Source organism: Moellerella wisconsensis ATCC 35017 (assembly GCF_001294465.1).
In the GTDB taxonomy this organism is placed as follows: Bacteria; Pseudomonadota; Gammaproteobacteria; order Enterobacterales; family Enterobacteriaceae; genus Moellerella; species Moellerella wisconsensis.
In genome coordinates this window covers 54067-72459 of the sequence record NZ_LGAA01000002.1, presented here as the reverse complement: position 1 = coordinate 72459, position 18393 = coordinate 54067, and the positions used below count along the sequence as shown (strand labels likewise).

Sequence of the window (18393 nt, the reverse complement as noted above, 5' to 3'; positions counted from 1 at the left end):
TATGCTGGCGCGTTTGCGGGAGATTGTTGAAAAAGTTGCGATGGCAACAACTTTGGCAGAGGCGTTGGAACTGTTAGTGACTGAAACCTGTCATGCGATGCAGACAGATGTATGTTCTATTTATCTAGCAGATAGCCAACGCCAATGCTATTACTTAATGGCTACCCAAGGCCTGAAAAAGCCCAAAGGGATTGCGGTTCGCTTAGGTTTTGATGAAGGTGTGGTCGGTGCTGTTGGCCGCCAATCTGAAATGCTCAATCTTGCCGATATCCGTGAACACCCTCAATTCAAATTATTACCTCAACTTCGAGAAGGGCAGATGCGTGCTTTTCTCGGTGTTCCTATCGTTTATCGCCGTCAACTACTTGGTGTCTTAGTGGTTCAGCAGCGCGAGCGTCGTTTATTTAATGAAACCGAAGAGTCATTTCTGGTGACTTTATCAATGCAGCTGGCTGCCATATTAGCCCAGGCTCAAGCCAAAGGGATTTTTGGTCAATATCGACAAAATCGAATCAAGGCCTTACCTATCGCTAATGGGATAGCCATGGCTTATGGTTGGCGCGATATGTCACAGCCACTTTTAGAACATGTGTGTCAGGCATGCGCTCTTGATATTGATGCGGAACGTCATCGGTTGGCTGAAGCGCTGGAAGATGCAAGCGCTGAATGTCGGCGAATTAGTAAACGATTTTTAGCCAGCGCGCAAAAAGAAAGTGCGGCGATTTTCGATCTTTATAATCACTTGATTAATGACTCCCAGCTGCGAAAACGCTTATTTGCTACTATCGAACAAGGTTTAATCGCTGAATGGGCGGTGAAATCAGTCATTGAAGACTATGTTAACCAGTTTTCGCAGCTAAATGATCTCTATTTACGCGAACGCGGTTCCGATTTACGCGCTCTAGGGCAGCGTTTATTATTCCATCTGGATGATAGTTTAACGGCCACTGAACAGTGGCCTGAACGATTTATTTTAGTCGCCGATGAGCTCAGCGCTAACTTACTGGCAGAGATCCCGATTGAACAATTAGCCGGTGTGATTGTGCGCGATGGGGCAACCCATTCACACTCGGCGATTTTAATTCGCGCCATGGGGATCCCGGCAATTATGGGGGCAGATATTGAGCCGTCATTATTGCATAACCGTTTATTAATTCTTGATGGCTATCGCGGTGAAATCTTTATTGAGCCAGAAAATATCATTGCTCAAGAATACCGTCAGATAATTGAAGAAGAAAAAGTTCTTAGCCGGTTAGCCGAAGGGACATTACAGCAGCAAGCCGAGTTACTTGATGGAGAAACTGTCTCTATCCAGTTAAATGCGGGTCTTAGTTTGAAATACGAGCAAAAAATCAACCAAAGTGTGGATGGTATCGGCCTGTATCGTACAGAGCTACCGTTTATGCTGCAAAATGCCTTTCCCTCCGAAGATGAACAAAAGCTGCTTTATCAAGAGATGCTTCAGTTATTCCCAGACAAGCCGGTAGTGCTAAGAACTCTTGATATCGGGGCAGATAAACAGCTGCCTTATATGCCGATTAATGAGGAAAATCCATGTTTAGGTTGGCGGGGTATGCGAATTATGCTCGATCAACCGGAGATATTCCTGATCCAATTACGCGCCATGTTGCGAGCCAACGCGCAAAGCAATAATTTAAAAATCTTGTTGCCGATGGTCACCAGTATCGATGAAGTTGATGAAGCATTAAAACTGATCCAACGGGCGAAGCAAGAAGTTGAGCTATTTTTAGAACAATCAATTTCATTACCGCCCATCGGCGTTATGCTGGAAGTGCCCTCATTGGTTTTCTTGATCCCTCAATTACGCCAGCGGATAGATTTTATTTCTATCGGAACCAATGATTTAACTCAGTATCTTTTGGCTGTTGATCGCAATAATACTCATGTAGCTGCTATTTATGATCATTTGCATCCTGCGGTTATTCGTTTTTTGAAACTGGCGATTGATGAGTGTCAAAAAATGCAACTTCCGGTTAGTATCTGTGGAGAAATGGCCGGACAGCCTTTGGGGGCGATGGTATTACTGGCATTAGGTTACCGTAATTTAAGTATGAGCGGTCGCAGCGTACCGCGGATTAAATATCTTATCCGTCATTTATCGGCTGAAGTAATGGCACCGTTACTTTCATCGATTTTAGTTGCAGAAACTAGCCATCAAGTGAAGCAATTGACTACAGATTATATGGAGCTCAGGGGAATTGGCGGTTTAGTTCGTGGCGGTATTTAGTTATTTTATGCTTTTTTTGTGGGGAAAGATGGCAATATAAATTGGAAACCTCAAATAATTTGGTTTGCGGATTTTTAACGTATCAGTATTATTTACCGCACAAAAAATATTGTACGGTTTGTAATTCCAATAAATTCCATCGATATCCAAGCGAATTTACCCGCAGGATGGTGTAAATATAGATTATTTAGTATTAATCGCAGCTTGGATAGCGACAATCATGGGTATAAAGACAATAGTGGGGAAAGATGAATAATAGCTATCTGGTGCTTCCAGAGATTGATCCGGTGATGTTTTCGATCGGACCTGTCGCGCTTCACTGGTATGGTTTTATGTACCTGGTAGGTTTTGTATTTGCCCTATGGTTGGCGAATCGCCGGGCGGCAAAACCCAACAGTGGCTGGAGCAAAAATGAAGTTGAAAATTTACTTTATATCGGGTTTGTTGGGGTATTTGTTGGTGGCCGTTTAGGTTACGTTTTGTTTTATAACTTGCCGGTATTTCTTGATGATCCGCTATATTTATTTAAAGTCTGGGATGGAGGAATGTCATTCCATGGCGGCTTAATTGGGGTTATTTTGGCGATGATGTGGTTTGCACATCGCACGCACCGTCGTTTTTTACAAGTGGCTGATTTTATTGCTCCATTAGTACCTTTTGGTTTAGGTATGGGACGTATTGGTAACTTTATTAATGGCGAGTTATGGGGACGCGTTACTTTTGATACGCCATGGGCGATGTTATTCCCAACTTCACGTAGCGCAGATTTACAACTAGCGGCTCAAGATCCTTCGCTATTTGAGGTTATCAATCAATACGGTGTATTGCCTCGTCATCCATCTCAATTATATGAAATGGTGCTGGAAGGGATTGTTCTGTTCATTATTTTGAATGTATTTGTACGTAAATCCCGGCCGATGGGCAGTGTCTCAGGGCTATTTTTAATTGGTTATGGCACATTCCGTATTATTGTCGAATTTTTCCGTCAGCCAGATGCTCAGTTAGGCTTGTTTGGTGGGATAAGTATGGGGCAGATATTATCTATTCCGATGATTATCGCCGGTATTTTAATGATGATATGGGCCTACAAATACGGTAAAAATATACCAGCTACACAAGCTGATAGCCGTGAAAAATCCTAACGATAACTAATATAACTCAGATATTTTAATGAAATATTCAGCCTTGCTATGATTGGCGAGGCTGTTTAATGAGAGAATCTTATGAAGCAGTATTTGGCGCTATGTCAGCGCATTATTGACCAAGGGCAGTGGATTGAAAATAAACGGACCGGTGTGCGTTGTTTAACCGTTATTAATGCCGATTTAGAATATAATGTAGCACATAATCAGTTTCCATTAATCACTACCCGTAAGAGTTTTTTTAAAGCTGCTATCGCTGAATTATTAGGTTATTTAAGAGGTTATGATAATGCAGCCCAATTTAGAGAGATTGGGTGTAATACTTGGAATGCTAACGCTAATGATAACCAAGCATGGCTTAATAATCCACATCGTAAAGGTGAGGACGATATGGGGCGCGTATATGGCGTTCAAGGGCGTTCATGGCAGCGTCCCGATGGCAGTCATTTAGATCAGCTAAAAAAAGTCGTTGATAATTTAAAAAATGGCATCGATGATCGCGCTGAAATTATTACATTTTATAATCCTGGCGAGTTTGAAATGGGCTGTTTGCGCCCGTGCATGCATACCCATACTTTTTCTCTGCTTGGCGATACACTGCATCTCACCTCTTATCAGCGTAGCTGCGATGTCCCATTAGGATTAAATTTTAACCAAATCCAATGTTTTGTTTTGTTAGCTTTAATGGCGAGGATCACCGGACATAAGCCGGGAATGGCTTACCATAAAATTGTTAACGCGCATATTTATGAAAATCAATTAGAATTAATGCGCGATGTACAGTTAAAACGTGAACCGTACCCGTCACCTCAGTTAGTAATTAATCCCGCCATTACGCAGCTTGACGATTTGGAAACTTGGGTGACTACCGATGATTTTAGCGTGGAAGGTTATCAGTACCACGAAGCGATAAAATATCCTTTTACAGTATAAATGATCCGCTTACTCCGAACCGCTATTTTGAATAGCGGTTGTCTGGATCATTATGTTTGTTCCCCCTCAGTAAACGCAGTCTATTAAACCCTAATAGGCTGCGTTTTTCATTTCAGGCTTACTGATGTGCGCAGCTCATCGCAAAAATTATCATAATTTTTCATTCAGTTCGGGTTGTGTGCGAGAAGGTACACAATGCGGCAACGCAATTAATTTTATACTGCTGTTATAGCTTAAGGTAAGTGGCTACTCGCAATAAGCCGACGTGCATTAACTAGAACAAAGAATGAGAGCAGAGAATGAAAAGCCGACAGAATGGATTTACCTTGATAGAGGTGATGGTGGTTCTATTGATCCTATCCCTCATTCTATCCAGTGGATTATATGGCTGGCATCATCAGCAGCAGCAAATCAGATTACTAGAAACAGTCCGACGAGTGGCTGACTTTATTGATTCTCAATTGACTGATGCAATTTATCTTAACGATGAAAAAATATTAAAAATCAGTATATCCAGTGAAGGAGAACCTTGGAAATTAGAGGTTCACAGCAAAGCAGGGACCCAAAGTTATCGCTCATCTTTTGCCGATCAATTTAGTGATGTTTTATTAATAACCACTAATCGCAGTGATATCAGTTTTTATGGAAAACAAGGAACCACCCATGGGTTTAGTCTCACCTTCGAAAATGAAGCTGGTAGGGCATTAGTCGTGGTTTCATCCTTAGGGCGTGTTCGAATTTGCAGCATAATTAAGCGACAAGGAGTGTCTAAATGTTGAATGTTAAGCCACAAGATACCCGATTATTACAGCAAGGGTTTACCTTGTTAGAAACCTTAATTGCACTTTCGATAAGCAGCTTAGTCTGTTTAGCTATCGTACAAACATATCCAATGTTTGTGGCTAATATTTCTCAATATTTTATTCATTATCAAATTGATAGAGATGCGAAACGTGTATTGCATAATATTGAAAAAGATTTTCGTCGTATCGGTTATTGCCTGGGCGATAAATGCGTAGGTGAAGCTATAACATTGGGCGCGAAGCATGGAGAAGCACAGCATTCATGTATTCTTTTTGCCTATGACCAAGATAATAGTGGCCTCTGGGCCAAACCCAATAAACAGCACTCCAATTATTTTGCTTATCGATTAAATAATCATCGGTTAGAAAGTGCCAGAGGTGCGGACTCTTGTAATATTGATATGTGGGCTAGTTTATTCGATCCATTATTAATTAACGTACAGCGATTTACGCTTGATTGGCAGCCAACGTCCCGTCTATTACATTTAAATATCAGTTTAGTATCGGTACGTTTTCCGACCAAAATCTTCGATTATCAAATTAGTATTTTTTTAAGAAATCAGCCATGAATTGCCCTCAGCATAACCATAATCAGCAAGGTAGTGTTGCTCTGATTATGGTCATTGTACTAGCAACAATGGGATTATTGCTGCTAAAAAATCTTCATTATTACCAAAATAGAATGTTGCTTACTTTAGCCAAAGAGCAACGTTATTTTCAGGCGTTTAATCAGGCGGAATCTGCATTAGCTTGGGGGAAAACGGTTGATTGGAAAATCGATATTCCTGATGCAACATCTTGGTTATGTACTCAACACCCACAGAATAACAATCAAAGTTGTTTACTGTATGTGCCTAAAAAAGGCTTTTTATTGGCAGGAAAAGGACAATTTGATCCACAAACTAACTTAGTGGTGTATCAATGGATGCAAAAATCAGATTCTTTATCAATGCGACTGACTCCAATAAAACAAGGTTGGTTAGATTATTGTCCATTGAATAAAAAGAGACTTTGTCTATGAATCATGAAGATAGTCGCCAAAGAGGAATGGCTTTAATTGAAGCTTTATTTGCTGCGCTGATTTTTGCTATTTCGTTGATAGCACTGTTAAACTACTACCAATTTATCGCATTGAATTTTCATCACATTTGGAATAGAACTCAGGCGCTGAGAGTCTTAAATCAATCATTAGAGCTACGGGCGGCAGGGATATACGATATTACCTCGTTCATTAGCCAACAGAATGCACAGTGGAAAATAATTGCACATTCTGTTGAGCAATCAGTTAACTGTGAGCAGGTTACAATGGTACTTGTTGTAACCGCCAATGAGTATTCGTCTGAGCGATGGTTTTGTTCACTGGAGAACATAAATGTTTCAAATTTATCATTCTAATCAGTTAGATATATTAAAACAGCTGATTGCACATTTGATGGAAAGCCAGCCATTGTCTCACCCGTTTGAGCCTGAGGTCGTTTTAGTTCAAAGCCCCGGAATGTCGCAGTGGCTACAAATTGAATTAGCCAAAAGATTTGGAATCGCAGCGAATATTCGTTACCCATTACCGGCATCATTTATTTGGGATATGTTTAGCCGCGTATTACCTGATATTCCGAAAGAGAGTGCCTTTACCAAAGATGCGATGACTTGGAAATTAATGGCGCTTTTGCCGCAACTGATCGATGAACCCGAATTCGTACCGTTACAGCATTATCTGCAACAAGATTTTGATAAACGCAAATTGCATCAATTAGCCGGTAGAATTGCCGATTTATTTGACCAATATTTAGTTTATCGCCCTTCATGGTTAGAAAGTTGGCACAATAATCAATTAATCGAAGGCTTAAGCGACAATCAACTATGGCAAAAACGTCTTTGGCTAGAATTGTCAGAATATACCGCACAGCTAGGGCAGCCTAAGTGGCATCGTGCCAATCTGTATCAATATTTTATCCAGCAATTAAATACTGATAGCCAACTTGCCGAAAAATTGCCCTCAAGAGTGTTTATTTGTGGGATTTCGGCGTTACCTCCGGTTTATTTACAAGCCTTAAGTGCGCTTGGCCAACATATTGATATTCATCTTATGTTTACCAATCCTTGCCAATATTATTGGGGGGATATTCAAAATTATTCATTTTTGGCTAAATTACAAAGCCGAAAATTACGCCATTATCAGCATAAACATGAGCTTCCTCGTTTTAAGTTTGAGCAACATGCAGAACAGCTATTTAATGAGGACGGTGAGCAGGATTTAACTAATCCATTATTAGCATCTTGGGGGCGACTGGGGCGTGATAACCTCTATTTTATTTCTCAAATTGAAAATATTAACGAGATATCAGCGTTTGTTCCTACTGAGAGAGCTTCATTGCTGCAAAATATCCAACAAGATATTTTAGATCTTGATGATCATAGCGTACTCGGGGTTGATGAAGCCAGTTTTGCAACCAGCCAACAAAAATTACGTTTATCTGCTGACGATCAATCCGTCACTTTTCATTCTTGCCATAGTCCCCAGCGTGAAGTCGAAGTCCTTCAAGACAGGCTACTCGCGCTATTTGAGCAAGATCCTTCATTATCTGCACGCGATATTATTGTCATGGTGGCTGATATTGATAGCTATACCCCGTTTATACAGGCGGTATTTGGTAATGCTTCATTTGAACGATATATTCCATTTGCTATTTCAGACCGTAAAGCAGGGCAGGCTCACCCAATCTTGCAGGCCTTTATTGCCTTATTAGATCTTCCTCAAAGCCGATTTACTACTGAACAAGTTCTTGCTTTGCTAGAAGTTTCTGCATTGGCGCAACGTTTTGATATTGATGAAAGTGAATTGAGTTTACTGCGGCGGTGGGTCAGTGAATCCGGTATTCGTTGGGGACTAGACGATGATAACGTTCAATCATTTTCATTACCAATTACTGGACAAAATACTTGGCAATTTGGTTTAAGCCGAATGCTGGTGGGCTATGCTATGGATAGTCGTCATGGGCCGTGGAATAATGTTTTACCTTATGATGAATCTAGTGGTCTTGCGGCACAATTAGCCGGAAAACTGGCTCAATTAATGGATGCGCTAAAAGAATGGCGTACTATTTTGGAGCAAGAGAAATCGCTAACAGATTGGCTGCCGTTATGCCAAAAATTAATAGATCGCTTCTTTACTGCCGACAGCGATACAGAGCTAGTATTAGCGCTAGTCGCTGAACAATGGCAGAAAATAATTGAAAATGGTATCAACGCTCATTATTCCGATGCTATAGCGCTAAAATTAATTCGTGATGAGCTTGCGATTAATTTTGATGATGAAAAAATCAGTCAACGCTTTTTAGCGGGCTCAGTCAATTTTTGCACGTTAATGCCAATGCGTTCAGTTCCCTTTAAAGTAGTTTGTCTATTGGGCATGAATGATGGTATTTATCCTCGAAATATTCCGCCTCTCGGCTTTGATTTGATGGCGGAAAAACCACAGCGCGGTGATCGCAAACGACGAGATGATGACCGTTATCTATTTCTTGAGGCATTGAATTCAGCAGAACGGCAGTTGTATATCAGCTATATTGGTTTATCAATCAAAGACAATCAAATTTGTAACCCTTCGGTGTTAGTTAATGAATTATTGGACTATATTTGCCAAAGTTTTTGCTTAAATGGCGATGAAAATCTCAACATCGATCACAGTGCGCAAAAATTACGTCAACATCTAGTGACTCAGCACAGCCGGATCCCTTTCGCTGAGGATAATTTTGATCCCGCTAATCCGTATCAAAGTTTTGCGGCTGAATGGCTGCCAGCTGCCAAAAATGAAGGTTTAGCTGAATCCCCCTTTTGTGTTTCATTGCCAGATGCTGAAAAAATTGATCATGTCTCAATAGAGCAATTAATGCGCTTTTATCGGCATCCTATTCGGGCGTTTTTCCAACAACGCTTAAAAGTGCATTTCTCGATAGAAGAAACCGAACTCCCCGAAGAAGAGCCGTTTATTCTTGATAATCTATTACGCTATAAAATTAATGAACAATTATTAAATCAATTAATTGGCGAGCAATTGTCTGAGGGCTTTTTTGAGGTATTAAAGACATCGGGACAATTGCCAGCAAAACAGTTTGGATATTTGTTCTGGGAACAGCAAATCAGTGATATGGAATTATTAGCTGAGAAAGTAAAAGCACAAAAAACAGATTCAAAAGGTAAGGAGGCAATTGATTTACCTGTTGATCTAGTAATTGGCGACTTTCGTTTAACTGGACAATTGAAGCAAGTACAGCCTCAAGGCGTGTTACGTTATCGACCGGCTTACTTAACCGCTAACGATGGTATTTTATTATGGATTGAACATTTGGTGTTTAATCTTATCGAAGGTGAAGGGGAAAGCATTGCGCTAGGACGTGATAATAGTCATTGGCATTTTTTAGCAGTGGAGCCAGCCCAAGCCCGGGTTTATTTAACTCAGCTTATTCAAGGCTATATTGATGGTTTAAATACGCCCCTCGCGTTATTGAATCAAAGTGGATGGAGTTGGTTAATGGCTTGCTATGATAAAAAAAGCAAGCTGTTTGATTTTGATTCTGAGGAAATTCAACAGAAAGCTTATGGAATTTTAGTACAAAGTTTGCAGGGATCGTCAATGAAAAAAGGTGAAATGGAAGATGATTATATTTTACGCGCTTTTCGGCGAATAGATGCTGATTTTATTCAATCTGTGCAGACGAATGCGCTGCATTATCTTCTGCCAATGGCAGAGCATATAAAGTAACAGGGAGAGCATCAAAGGATGTCGATTATATCCAAAAATATCGCTCGTTTTTTCTTATTGTGTTCATTATTAATTTTAGGTTTTACTGTAGCTGCTCAACCTTTATGGCAGGTATTGCCTGATAGCATTAATAAAAGTGATCACGATAAACGAGATTACCAAGCGATTAAATTAAAAAATGGGATGACAGTATTATTAGTTTCCGATCCTAAAGCGACAAAATCACTGGCCGCAGTTTCGTTATCTGTCGGGAGCTTGGAAAATCCAGACAGCCAATTAGGGCTAGCGCATTATTTAGAGCATATGGTGCTAATGGGCTCTAAAAAATATCCGCAACCCAGTGCATTGTCTGAATATTTACAAAAACACGGTGGCAGTTTCAACGCAAGCACGGCATCTCACCGAACGGCTTTTTATTTAGAAGTTGAGAATGGAGAAGCGTTTACACAAGCAACTGATAGATTGGCGGATGCATTGGCTGAGCCACTGTTAGATCCTGAAAATGCTGATCGTGAAAGAAATGCAGTCAATGCTGAGTTGACAATGGCGCGTGCCCGTGACGGAATGCGAGCATGGCAAGTGCGTGCTGAAACGTTGAATCCGGCACACCCGAATGCACGTTTCTCTGGGGGAAATTTAGAAACTCTGCAAGATAAACCGAACAGCAAATTACAAACTGAATTAGTTAATTTTTATAATCGCTATTATTCTGCAAATTTGATGAATGGCGTGTTGTATAGCAACCAATCGCTAGAGGCGATGGCAAAATTAGCAACTGAAACTTTTGGCCGTATTCCAGATAAACAGGCATCGGTTCCTGCAATTACGGTTCCAGCGGTAACTGAGGCTGAAAAAGGGATTATTATTCACTATGTGCCTGCCCAGCCTCAAAAAGCCTTACAGCTAGAGTTCAGTATACCGAATAATATGGCTGATTTTCGCAGTAAAAGTGATGAATATATCGGTTATTTAATTGGAAATCGCAGCCCAGGAACATTGGCTGATTGGTTGATAAAACAAGGTTTAGCGGAGGGAATAAGCGCGAGTGCCTCACCAGATACTGATCGTAATCAGGGTAGTTTTACTATTTATGTCACATTAACGGATAAAGGATTAGAGCAGCGCGATCATATTATCGCGGCTATTTTTGCCTACCTGGATATCCTGAAACAGCAAGGTATCAAGAAAAGTTATTTTGATGAAATTGCTAATGTTTTAAACCTTTCATTCCGTTATGGTTCGATTGTCAGAGATATGAATTATATCGAATGGCTATCTGATCAGATGATAAATGTTCCAGTTAAGCATGTATTGGATTCTAGCTATATTGCCGATCAATTTAATCCAAAAGCGATTAAATCTCGCTTAGAACAGCTAACTGCGCATAATGCGAGAATTTGGTTTATTAGCCCTAATGAGCCTCATAATAAAGAAGCTTATTTTGTACAAGCGCCTTATCAGGTTGATAAAATCACCACCAAGCAATACCGTCAATGGACTGAGTTAGAAAAAGGGATGAAATTTACTTTACCTGAACTCAACCCGTATATTCCTGATAATTTGTCATTGATTCATACTGATAAAAAATATCCACATCCGGAAATGGTTTATCAGCAAGATAATGTTCGACTGCTGTATATGCCGAGCCAATATTTTGCCGACGAACCTAAGGCCAGCATTAATCTGAGTTTAAGAAATTCTCAGATGGAAAAAACGGCAAAATTACAGGTTACTAGTCTGCTACTGAACTATATTACCTCGCTAAAATTGGATGAATTACAATATCAAGCGTCGGTCGCAGGTATGTCAGTATCGGTGTCTGATGGTTTAGGTGTACAACTCAGTGCAAACGGTTATACCCAGCATCTGCCGGAATTATTGAATTCAATGATTAAGCTGTATTTGAGCTTTGAGCCCACTGAAACTGAGTTAATGCAGGCAAAATCTTGGTATCGTGAGCAGGTTGAAGTTAGCAATAATGCTAAAGCCTATGAAATGGCGATGCAGACCATGCAGCGCTTAAATAGCGTACCGTATTTTGAACAACAAGAAAAATTAAACGTCTTAGATTCTATCTCATTGAAAGATATTACTAATTATCGTCAATCTTCGATAGAAAATTCAGCATTACAAGCGATGATAGTGGGTAATCTAACCCAAGAGCAAAGTATAAAAGTGATCAAAGACGCGCATGCATTATTAAATAATAAAGGTACCCAATGGTGGCGTGGCGATATTGTGGTTATTGATAAAGATTACTTGGCTGATTTCCATCGTCAGGGAAAAAGTACTGATAATGCGTTAGCGGAAATCTTTATTCCTACCGGGTACGATAGAATTCAAAGTTCAGTATATGCAGGAATTTTGACCAATATTATTCAGCCATGGTTTTATGATCAATTACGTACTCAAGAACAGTTAGGTTATGCAGTATTTGCCTTTAAAACATCCTTAGGGGAGCAATCTGGCGTAGGTTTCTTATTGCAAAGTAATGCTAAAACACCGGCATATTTAAACCAACGTTATCAGCAATTTTATTCTCTTGCGTTCGATAAATTGAAAAAGTTAAGTGCTGAAGATTTCGCACAATATAAAAATGCGATTATTACTGAGATGAAACAGCCACCACAAACCTTCTACGAGGAAGTCGGCCGCTATTCATCAGATTTTACCCGCAATATATTTACGTTTGATACGCGTGAGAAAATCATTAAAACCTTAGAAAGTACCACACAGCAACAGATTATTGATTTCTATAAAAATGCCATCATTCAGCGTAAAGGCATGTCTTTAGCTTCTCAAGTTATTGGTAAAGATGAGAAACCACAAGAGTATGCAGAGCTGCCAGGATGGACAATTTATAAGACCACAAGTCAATTACAACAAATGTTGCCAATCGAGGAAGATGCGAAGTGAGTGAGACGCAAATACAGAGCCAACAACTAGATCCCTATACTCTGCCGTTATATGGTCAGCGATTAATTGAGGCCTCAGCAGGGACAGGAAAAACCTATACGATTGGCATTTTGTATTTGCGCTTATTGTTGGGATTAGGCGGCGAGTCCGCCTTTTCTCGGCCACTCACAGTTGAAGATATTTTGGTGGTTACTTTTACTGAAGCGGCGACGAATGAATTACGTGGACGTATTCGTCAGCGTATCCATGATATGCGCTTAGCCTGCATTCGTAACGGCAAAGGTTATGAGGAACAAACGGAATATAGTCAATTATTATCTGAAATGCCGGACGAAAAACAGCGTCTGTTAGCGGCTCAATGGCTATTATTAGCTGAGCGTCAAATGGATGAATCGGCGATTTATACTATCCATGGTTTTTGTCAGCGTATGCTGGTTCACAATGCTTTTGAATCGGGCATATTGTTTGAACAAACCATGGTGAAAGATGAATATCCAGTGCAAAAACAAGCCTGTGCCGATTATTGGCGACGACATTTTTATCCTCTTGATTATTCAATGGCAAAAGTGATTGCTAGTGAATGGTCGGGACCGGATGCATTATTATCGGATATTAAGCCTTTTTTGCAGGGCGATATGCCGATTATTGTGGGTGCTACGAATAATCAAGAAACTTTACTTGAACGTCATCAACGGCTCATTGCCTCTATTGAGCAAATTAAGGCTCTGTGGCTTACTGATGCAGATAATTTTAATCAGATTATCTCAGTATCAGATGTGGATAAACGCAGTTATAGTTCGCGTCATTTGCCCTCATGGATTGCAAAAATAACCTTGTGGGCGGCTAGTGATACGGTCGATTATCAATTACCCAAAGATCTCGAACGTTTTTCATCGGCGATACTAGCCACTAAATCCAAAAGTGGTCAGCCGCCCGAACATGTTGTTTTCCAGAGAATCGAAAATCTTTTATCTCAACCATTAACGTTGCGCGATTTAATTATTCCACAAGCGATTGTGGAAGTACGTCAAACAATTGAACAAGAGAAACAGCGCCGCAGTGAAATGGGATTTGATGATTTACTTACTCGATTGGATAAAGCATTGAGTGGCGAAGGGGGCGAATTATTAGCTGATACTATTCGTCAGCGTTATCCCGTGGCGATGATTGATGAATTTCAAGATACTGATCCTCAGCAGTATCGAATTTTTCAGCGTATTTATCGAGATAAAGAGCACTGTGGATTATTATTTATTGGCGATCCTAAACAGGCAATTTATGCTTTTCGTGGAGCTGATATATTTACTTATATTGAGGCGCGCAAGCATGTTAATGCCCACTATACACTTGAGACTAATTATCGCTCATCAGAGTCAATGGTTAAGGCGGTAAATAGTTTATTTAATCGATTGAATAACCCATTTTTATTCGATCAAATCCCTTTCCATAATGTTAGCTCTGCTCCTCATAATGCAAATAAACAGTTATATCATAATGGAACAGCAGTCAAAGCCTTGACGTTTTGGCAGCCGGTGTCTGAGGCGATTTCGGTAACCGATTATGAACAAATTATGGCAACCCAATGCGCCGAGCAAATTGCTCAGTGGCTGCAAGGGGGAAGAACAGAGAAAACACAATTTTATCATCATGACAAACCAGTCGCAGCAGTAAAAGCCTCAGATATTACTGTGTTAGTTCGTAGTCGCCGCGAAGCGATATTGATCCGTGATGCTTTAAATCAGCGTAATATTCCCTCTGTCTTTCAATCTAATCGAGAAAGTGTTTTTGAAACACCAGAAGCTAAAGATTTGCTTTGGCTACTGCAAGCCGTGTTAGCACCGGAAAAAGAACGCGTGCTCCGTAGCGCTTTGGCCTGTGGATTATTTGGGCTAAATAGCCTAGATATTGAATGCTTGAATAATGATGAAAAAGCATGGGAGCAGTTAGTTGATGAATTTACTCGTTATTCCATACTATGGCATAAACGCGGTGTATTGCCTATGTTGCGGGCGGTGATGATCCAGCGCCACATTGCCGAAAATTTATTATCAGCGCCAGAAGGTGAGCGCCGATTAATGGATTTAATGCATATAGGTGAATTACTGCAAGAAATGTCATTACAATTGGAAGGTGAGCACGCTCTAATTCGTTGGTTAGCTCAACAAATATCACGTCCTGATCCTCAGTCTGAACGCCAACAAATGCGTTTGGAAAGTGATAAACATTTGGTACAAATTAGTACTATCCATAAATCTAAGGGATTGGAATATAAAATAGTTTGGCTGCCTTTTGTATGCAATTTTATTCCACAAGCAAAAGCGCTGTACCATGACCGGCAAGATTACCGTACTTATTTCGATCTATCTGGTACTGAGAAAAATATTGAGTTGGCAGATGAAGAACGTCTTTCAGAAGATTTACGTTTGTTATATGTAGCTTTAACTCGCTCTATTTATCATTGTAGCGTTGGTATTGCGCCATTAATTAAGGGGAATCGTAAAAAAAGTGGCGATACTGATCTGCATTTATCTGCCATCGGTTATTTACTTCAGCAAGGTAAAGAAGGAGATATTGAACAACTCAATCGTTGTCTGGCTGAAATCCGCAGTGAATGGGTTGATGTGGCCGAAGTTAAACCACTCGCGATAAGAAGTATTGATTCTCTCAGCCCAGATCGTCAGCCATTAGCAGCTAGAAAATTTACACGGCAATTAAACTCTTATTGGAAAGTCACCAGTTATTCGGGGCTTAGCTATGGTGCGCATCAGCATGAAAATGCTAGCAGTGTTTCCGCGGAAGTTTTAGCAGATTCATTAGCGCCTAAAATGGATATCGATGCGCGCGGTGAAGCGCGAGAACTCGATAGCAGCGAGCAAGTGGCAGAGCAACAATTAACTGCGCATCAATTTCCTAAAGGCGCAATGGCGGGAACATTTTTACATAGCGTATTGGAAGAGGCTGATTTTCAGCAATTGATAGATGAACAATGGCTAGCAGATAAATTATTATCTGCGGGCTTTGACCCCATGTGGGCACCGATATTAAAAACCTGGTTACAAACTATTTTTAATACTCCTTTGAACGAGCAGGGATTAGTTTTATCGCAGCTGAAAGCTGAAGATCAACTTGATGAAATGCAATTTTATTTGCCGATAGATAAATTACTCACCGCGAATGAAGTCGATGAACTAACTCATTATTATGATCCACTCTCATCCCGTTGTCCGCCATTAAATTTTGATGTGGTACAAGGGATCTTAAAGGGATTCATCGATTTAACCTTTTATTGGCAAGGGAAATTTTATTTACTGGATTATAAATCGAATTATCTTGGCGATGGGGTTGAAGCTTATACCCGAGAGGCTATGGAAGAAGCGATGATTGACCATCGTTATGACCTGCAATATCAATTATATAGCTTGGCGCTGCATCGTTACTTACGTCAGCGTTTACCTGATTATAATTATGAACAACATTTCGGTGGCGTTATTTATCTATTTTTACGAGGCATAGATGCTGATTATCCCGGAAATGGTGTGTTCTATTATTTACCGGCTGCGGAGTTTGTCGATAAGTTAGATAGACTATTTAGTCAAGCGGAGGAAAATCAGAAATGCTAAAAATACTCTTCGATAAAGCTATCGATGAACATCTTTTTAGCGCGTTAGATGTGCAGTTTGCCCGCTATCTAATTAAAGATGAAAATCCAGTATTATTATTTGTGGTCGCCTTGCTGAGCGCTGAAACAATGACCGGGCATGTGTGTTTACCGCTAAATCGAATCACGTTAGTAGAGTTATTTTCTGGTCGTCATCCGGATATGGCTGAAAATTTTTGGCGTGCGATAGGGGAGCCGAACGAAGAAACTATTTATCAAACCTTATTGCAATGTGATGCGGTTTCATTGGCGTCTGAACAGCGTAATTCACCGTTAATATTATCGGGTAGAACGTTATATTTACAAAGAATGTGGTTGTATGAAAAACAGATAGCTGAGTATTTTTCTCTGGTAAATATTTCCACTGTCGATCAAGAGCAGATAGCGCCAGTATTAGAACAATTATTTGCTCCCGCAGGCGATGTCGCTCGCGATACTATAGATTGGCAAAAAATAGCCGCAGCGGTTGCAGTTACCAGTAAAACAGCGGTTATTTCTGGCGGGCCTGGTACCGGTAAAACTACCACAGTCGCCCGTATTTTAGCGGCTTTAATAAAACTTAAACCGACGGATTCAGCAGATTTTATTATTGAATTAGCAGCGCCAACGGGTAAGGCTGCCGCTCGTCTTACTGAATCTTTAGGCGCGGCACTGAATTATATTTCATTAACAGATGATGAGCGTCGCATGTTACCGCAACAGGCGAAAACATTGCATCGTTTATTGGGTGCGCAGCCTGAGAGCCAAAAATTGCGTTATCATCGTGATAATCGACTAGCATTAGATATTTTGATTGTTGATGAGGCATCCATGGTAGATATGCCGATGATGGCTAAATTGATCGAAGCTTTACCTGATCATGCGCGGGTGATCTTTTTAGGCGATAAAGATCAGTTGGCTTCAGTTGAAGCCGGGGCTGTATTGGGAGATATCTGCCGTTATGCTAATACGGGCTACAGCCGACAAAGAGCCCAGCAATTATCGCAACTGACAGGTTATGATCTGACACAACACAGTACAGATACTGGACCAGTTATTCGCGATAATTTATGTCTATTGCGCAAAAGTTATCGATTTTCAGCTAATTCGGGGATTGGACAACTCGCTTTTGCCGTCAATAATGGTAATGCTAAACAGGCAGAACGTATACTTAACAGTGGGTTAGACGATGTTATTAGCCACACACTAATGACCGAGCAAGATTACGCAGAATTGCTACTCTCCTCTGCTGAATTTTATCGCCAATATTTACTTAGTGTAAAAGCTAAACTCACGCCGGAGATAATCCTTGAACAATATAACCACTATCGTCTGCTTACTGCGCTACGAGAAGGTCCTTTTGGGATCAGTGGATTAAATGAACGTCTGGAACAATTGCTGCATCGACAAGGCTTAATTCGTCGCCCTATTAATCGGTTGAATAAGCACTATGAGGGTCGACCGATTATGATTTCGAGGAATGATAGCCCATTAGGATTATTTAATGGGGATATTGGTATTTTGTTGAAAGATAGCGATGGTCAATTGCGAGCCTATTTCCAATTGCCAGATGGTACGATAAAAGGCATCCAACCGAATAGATTACCGCAGCATGATACCGCATTTGTTATGACAGTACATAAATCACAAGGCTCAGAGTTTGAACATACGGCGTTAGTGCTACCGAAGGTTTATTCTCCGGTGATCACGCGTGAATTAGTTTATACAGCGATGACTCGAGCGAAAAATAAACTTTCTGTATATGCGGAACCGTGGATTTTACGCAAAGCGATAGAAACCCCAACTCAGCGTCGCAGTGGTCTTGCTGAACAGTTGCTACAATGTTCGGATGTATCGGCTGGGACTTCGAGTAATGGTTGCGCTTAATGGCTCTGATCGCGTTTATTATTAATAGATAGCTTGGATATCATTCATAAAATAAAAAGTTGCTA

General features: G+C 40.5%; 11 protein-coding genes. All 11 read left to right on the top strand.

What is annotated here, in order from left to right:
• Position 1 precedes the first annotated feature (1 nt).
• The 11 genes from ptsP (at position 2) to recD (ending at position 18328) form a co-directional block, all read left to right on the top strand.
• The gene (gene ptsP, locus M992_RS00455) at positions 2-2248 is read left to right on the top strand and encodes a phosphoenolpyruvate--protein phosphotransferase (protein WP_047255149.1); all 2247 of its coding nucleotides are present in this window, start codon (positions 2-4) and stop codon (positions 2246-2248) included.
• 248 nt (positions 2249-2496) lie between these two features.
• Positions 2497-3390, top strand: a complete 894-nt coding sequence (gene lgt / locus M992_RS00450) for a prolipoprotein diacylglyceryl transferase (protein ID WP_053906922.1) — start codon at positions 2497-2499, stop codon at positions 3388-3390.
• Between the two features lie 81 nt (positions 3391-3471).
• The gene (locus tag M992_RS00445) at positions 3472-4323 is read left to right on the top strand and encodes a thymidylate synthase (RefSeq protein ID WP_047255147.1); all 852 of its coding nucleotides are present in this window, start codon (positions 3472-3474) and stop codon (positions 4321-4323) included.
• A gap of 299 nt (positions 4324-4622) precedes the next feature.
• Complete coding sequence (locus M992_RS00440) at positions 4623-5102, top strand: prepilin-type N-terminal cleavage/methylation domain-containing protein (protein WP_053906921.1); 480 nt, start codon at positions 4623-4625, stop codon at positions 5100-5102.
• Positions 5096-5695 (top strand): prepilin peptidase-dependent protein, encoded by a 600-nt coding sequence (locus tag M992_RS00435; RefSeq protein WP_053906920.1) that lies wholly within the window; start codon positions 5096-5098, stop codon positions 5693-5695. Before M992_RS00440 ends, M992_RS00435 begins: the two co-directional genes overlap by 7 nt.
• On the top strand, positions 5692-6147 hold the full coding sequence (locus tag M992_RS00430) for a YgdB family protein (RefSeq protein WP_047255144.1): 456 nt from the start codon (positions 5692-5694) through the stop codon (positions 6145-6147). Before M992_RS00435 ends, M992_RS00430 begins: the two co-directional genes overlap by 4 nt.
• Entirely contained in the window at positions 6144-6521 is a 378-nt protein-coding gene (locus M992_RS00425) for a prepilin-type N-terminal cleavage/methylation domain-containing protein (RefSeq protein WP_047255143.1), read from the top strand. The genes M992_RS00430 and M992_RS00425 overlap by 4 nt, the downstream gene beginning before the upstream one ends.
• Complete coding sequence (gene recC / locus M992_RS00420) at positions 6499-9888, top strand: exodeoxyribonuclease V subunit gamma (RefSeq protein WP_053906919.1); 3390 nt, start codon at positions 6499-6501, stop codon at positions 9886-9888. The genes M992_RS00425 and recC overlap by 23 nt, the downstream gene beginning before the upstream one ends.
• Positions 9889-9915: 27 nt before the next feature.
• Entirely contained in the window at positions 9916-12804 is a 2889-nt protein-coding gene (ptrA, locus tag M992_RS00415; RefSeq protein WP_390892471.1) for a pitrilysin, read from the top strand.
• Positions 12801-16424, top strand: coding sequence for an exodeoxyribonuclease V subunit beta (gene recB / locus M992_RS00410; protein ID WP_053906917.1), 3624 nt, complete (start codon positions 12801-12803; stop codon positions 16422-16424). The genes ptrA and recB overlap by 4 nt, the downstream gene beginning before the upstream one ends.
• Positions 16418-18328 carry an exodeoxyribonuclease V subunit alpha gene (recD, locus tag M992_RS00405; RefSeq protein ID WP_053906916.1) on the top strand — a complete coding sequence of 637 codons (1911 nt, stop codon included), beginning with the start codon at positions 16418-16420 and terminating at the stop codon, positions 18326-18328. The genes recB and recD overlap by 7 nt, the downstream gene beginning before the upstream one ends.
• Positions 18329-18393 lie beyond the last annotated feature (65 nt).

Excerpts from the sequence above, each read along its gene's own strand:
- M992_RS00425 (WP_047255143.1), top strand. The coding sequence starts at position 6,144 with ATGAATCATGAAGATAGTCGCCAAAGAGGAATGGCTTTAATTGAAGCT.
- recD (WP_053906916.1), top strand. The coding sequence starts at position 16,418 with ATGCTAAAAATACTCTTCGATAAAGCTATCGATGAACATCTTTTTAGC.
- lgt (WP_053906922.1), top strand. The coding sequence starts at position 2,497 with ATGAATAATAGCTATCTGGTGCTTCCAGAGATTGATCCGGTGATGTTT.
- recC (WP_053906919.1), top strand. The coding sequence starts at position 6,499 with ATGTTTCAAATTTATCATTCTAATCAGTTAGATATATTAAAACAGCTG.
- ptsP (WP_047255149.1), top strand. The coding sequence starts at position 2 with ATGCTGGCGCGTTTGCGGGAGATTGTTGAAAAAGTTGCGATGGCAACA.
- M992_RS00435 (WP_053906920.1), top strand. The coding sequence starts at position 5,096 with ATGTTGAATGTTAAGCCACAAGATACCCGATTATTACAGCAAGGGTTT.
- M992_RS00445 (WP_047255147.1), top strand. The coding sequence starts at position 3,472 with ATGAAGCAGTATTTGGCGCTATGTCAGCGCATTATTGACCAAGGGCAG.
- M992_RS00440 (WP_053906921.1), top strand. The coding sequence starts at position 4,623 with ATGAAAAGCCGACAGAATGGATTTACCTTGATAGAGGTGATGGTGGTT.
- M992_RS00430 (WP_047255144.1), top strand. The coding sequence starts at position 5,692 with ATGAATTGCCCTCAGCATAACCATAATCAGCAAGGTAGTGTTGCTCTG.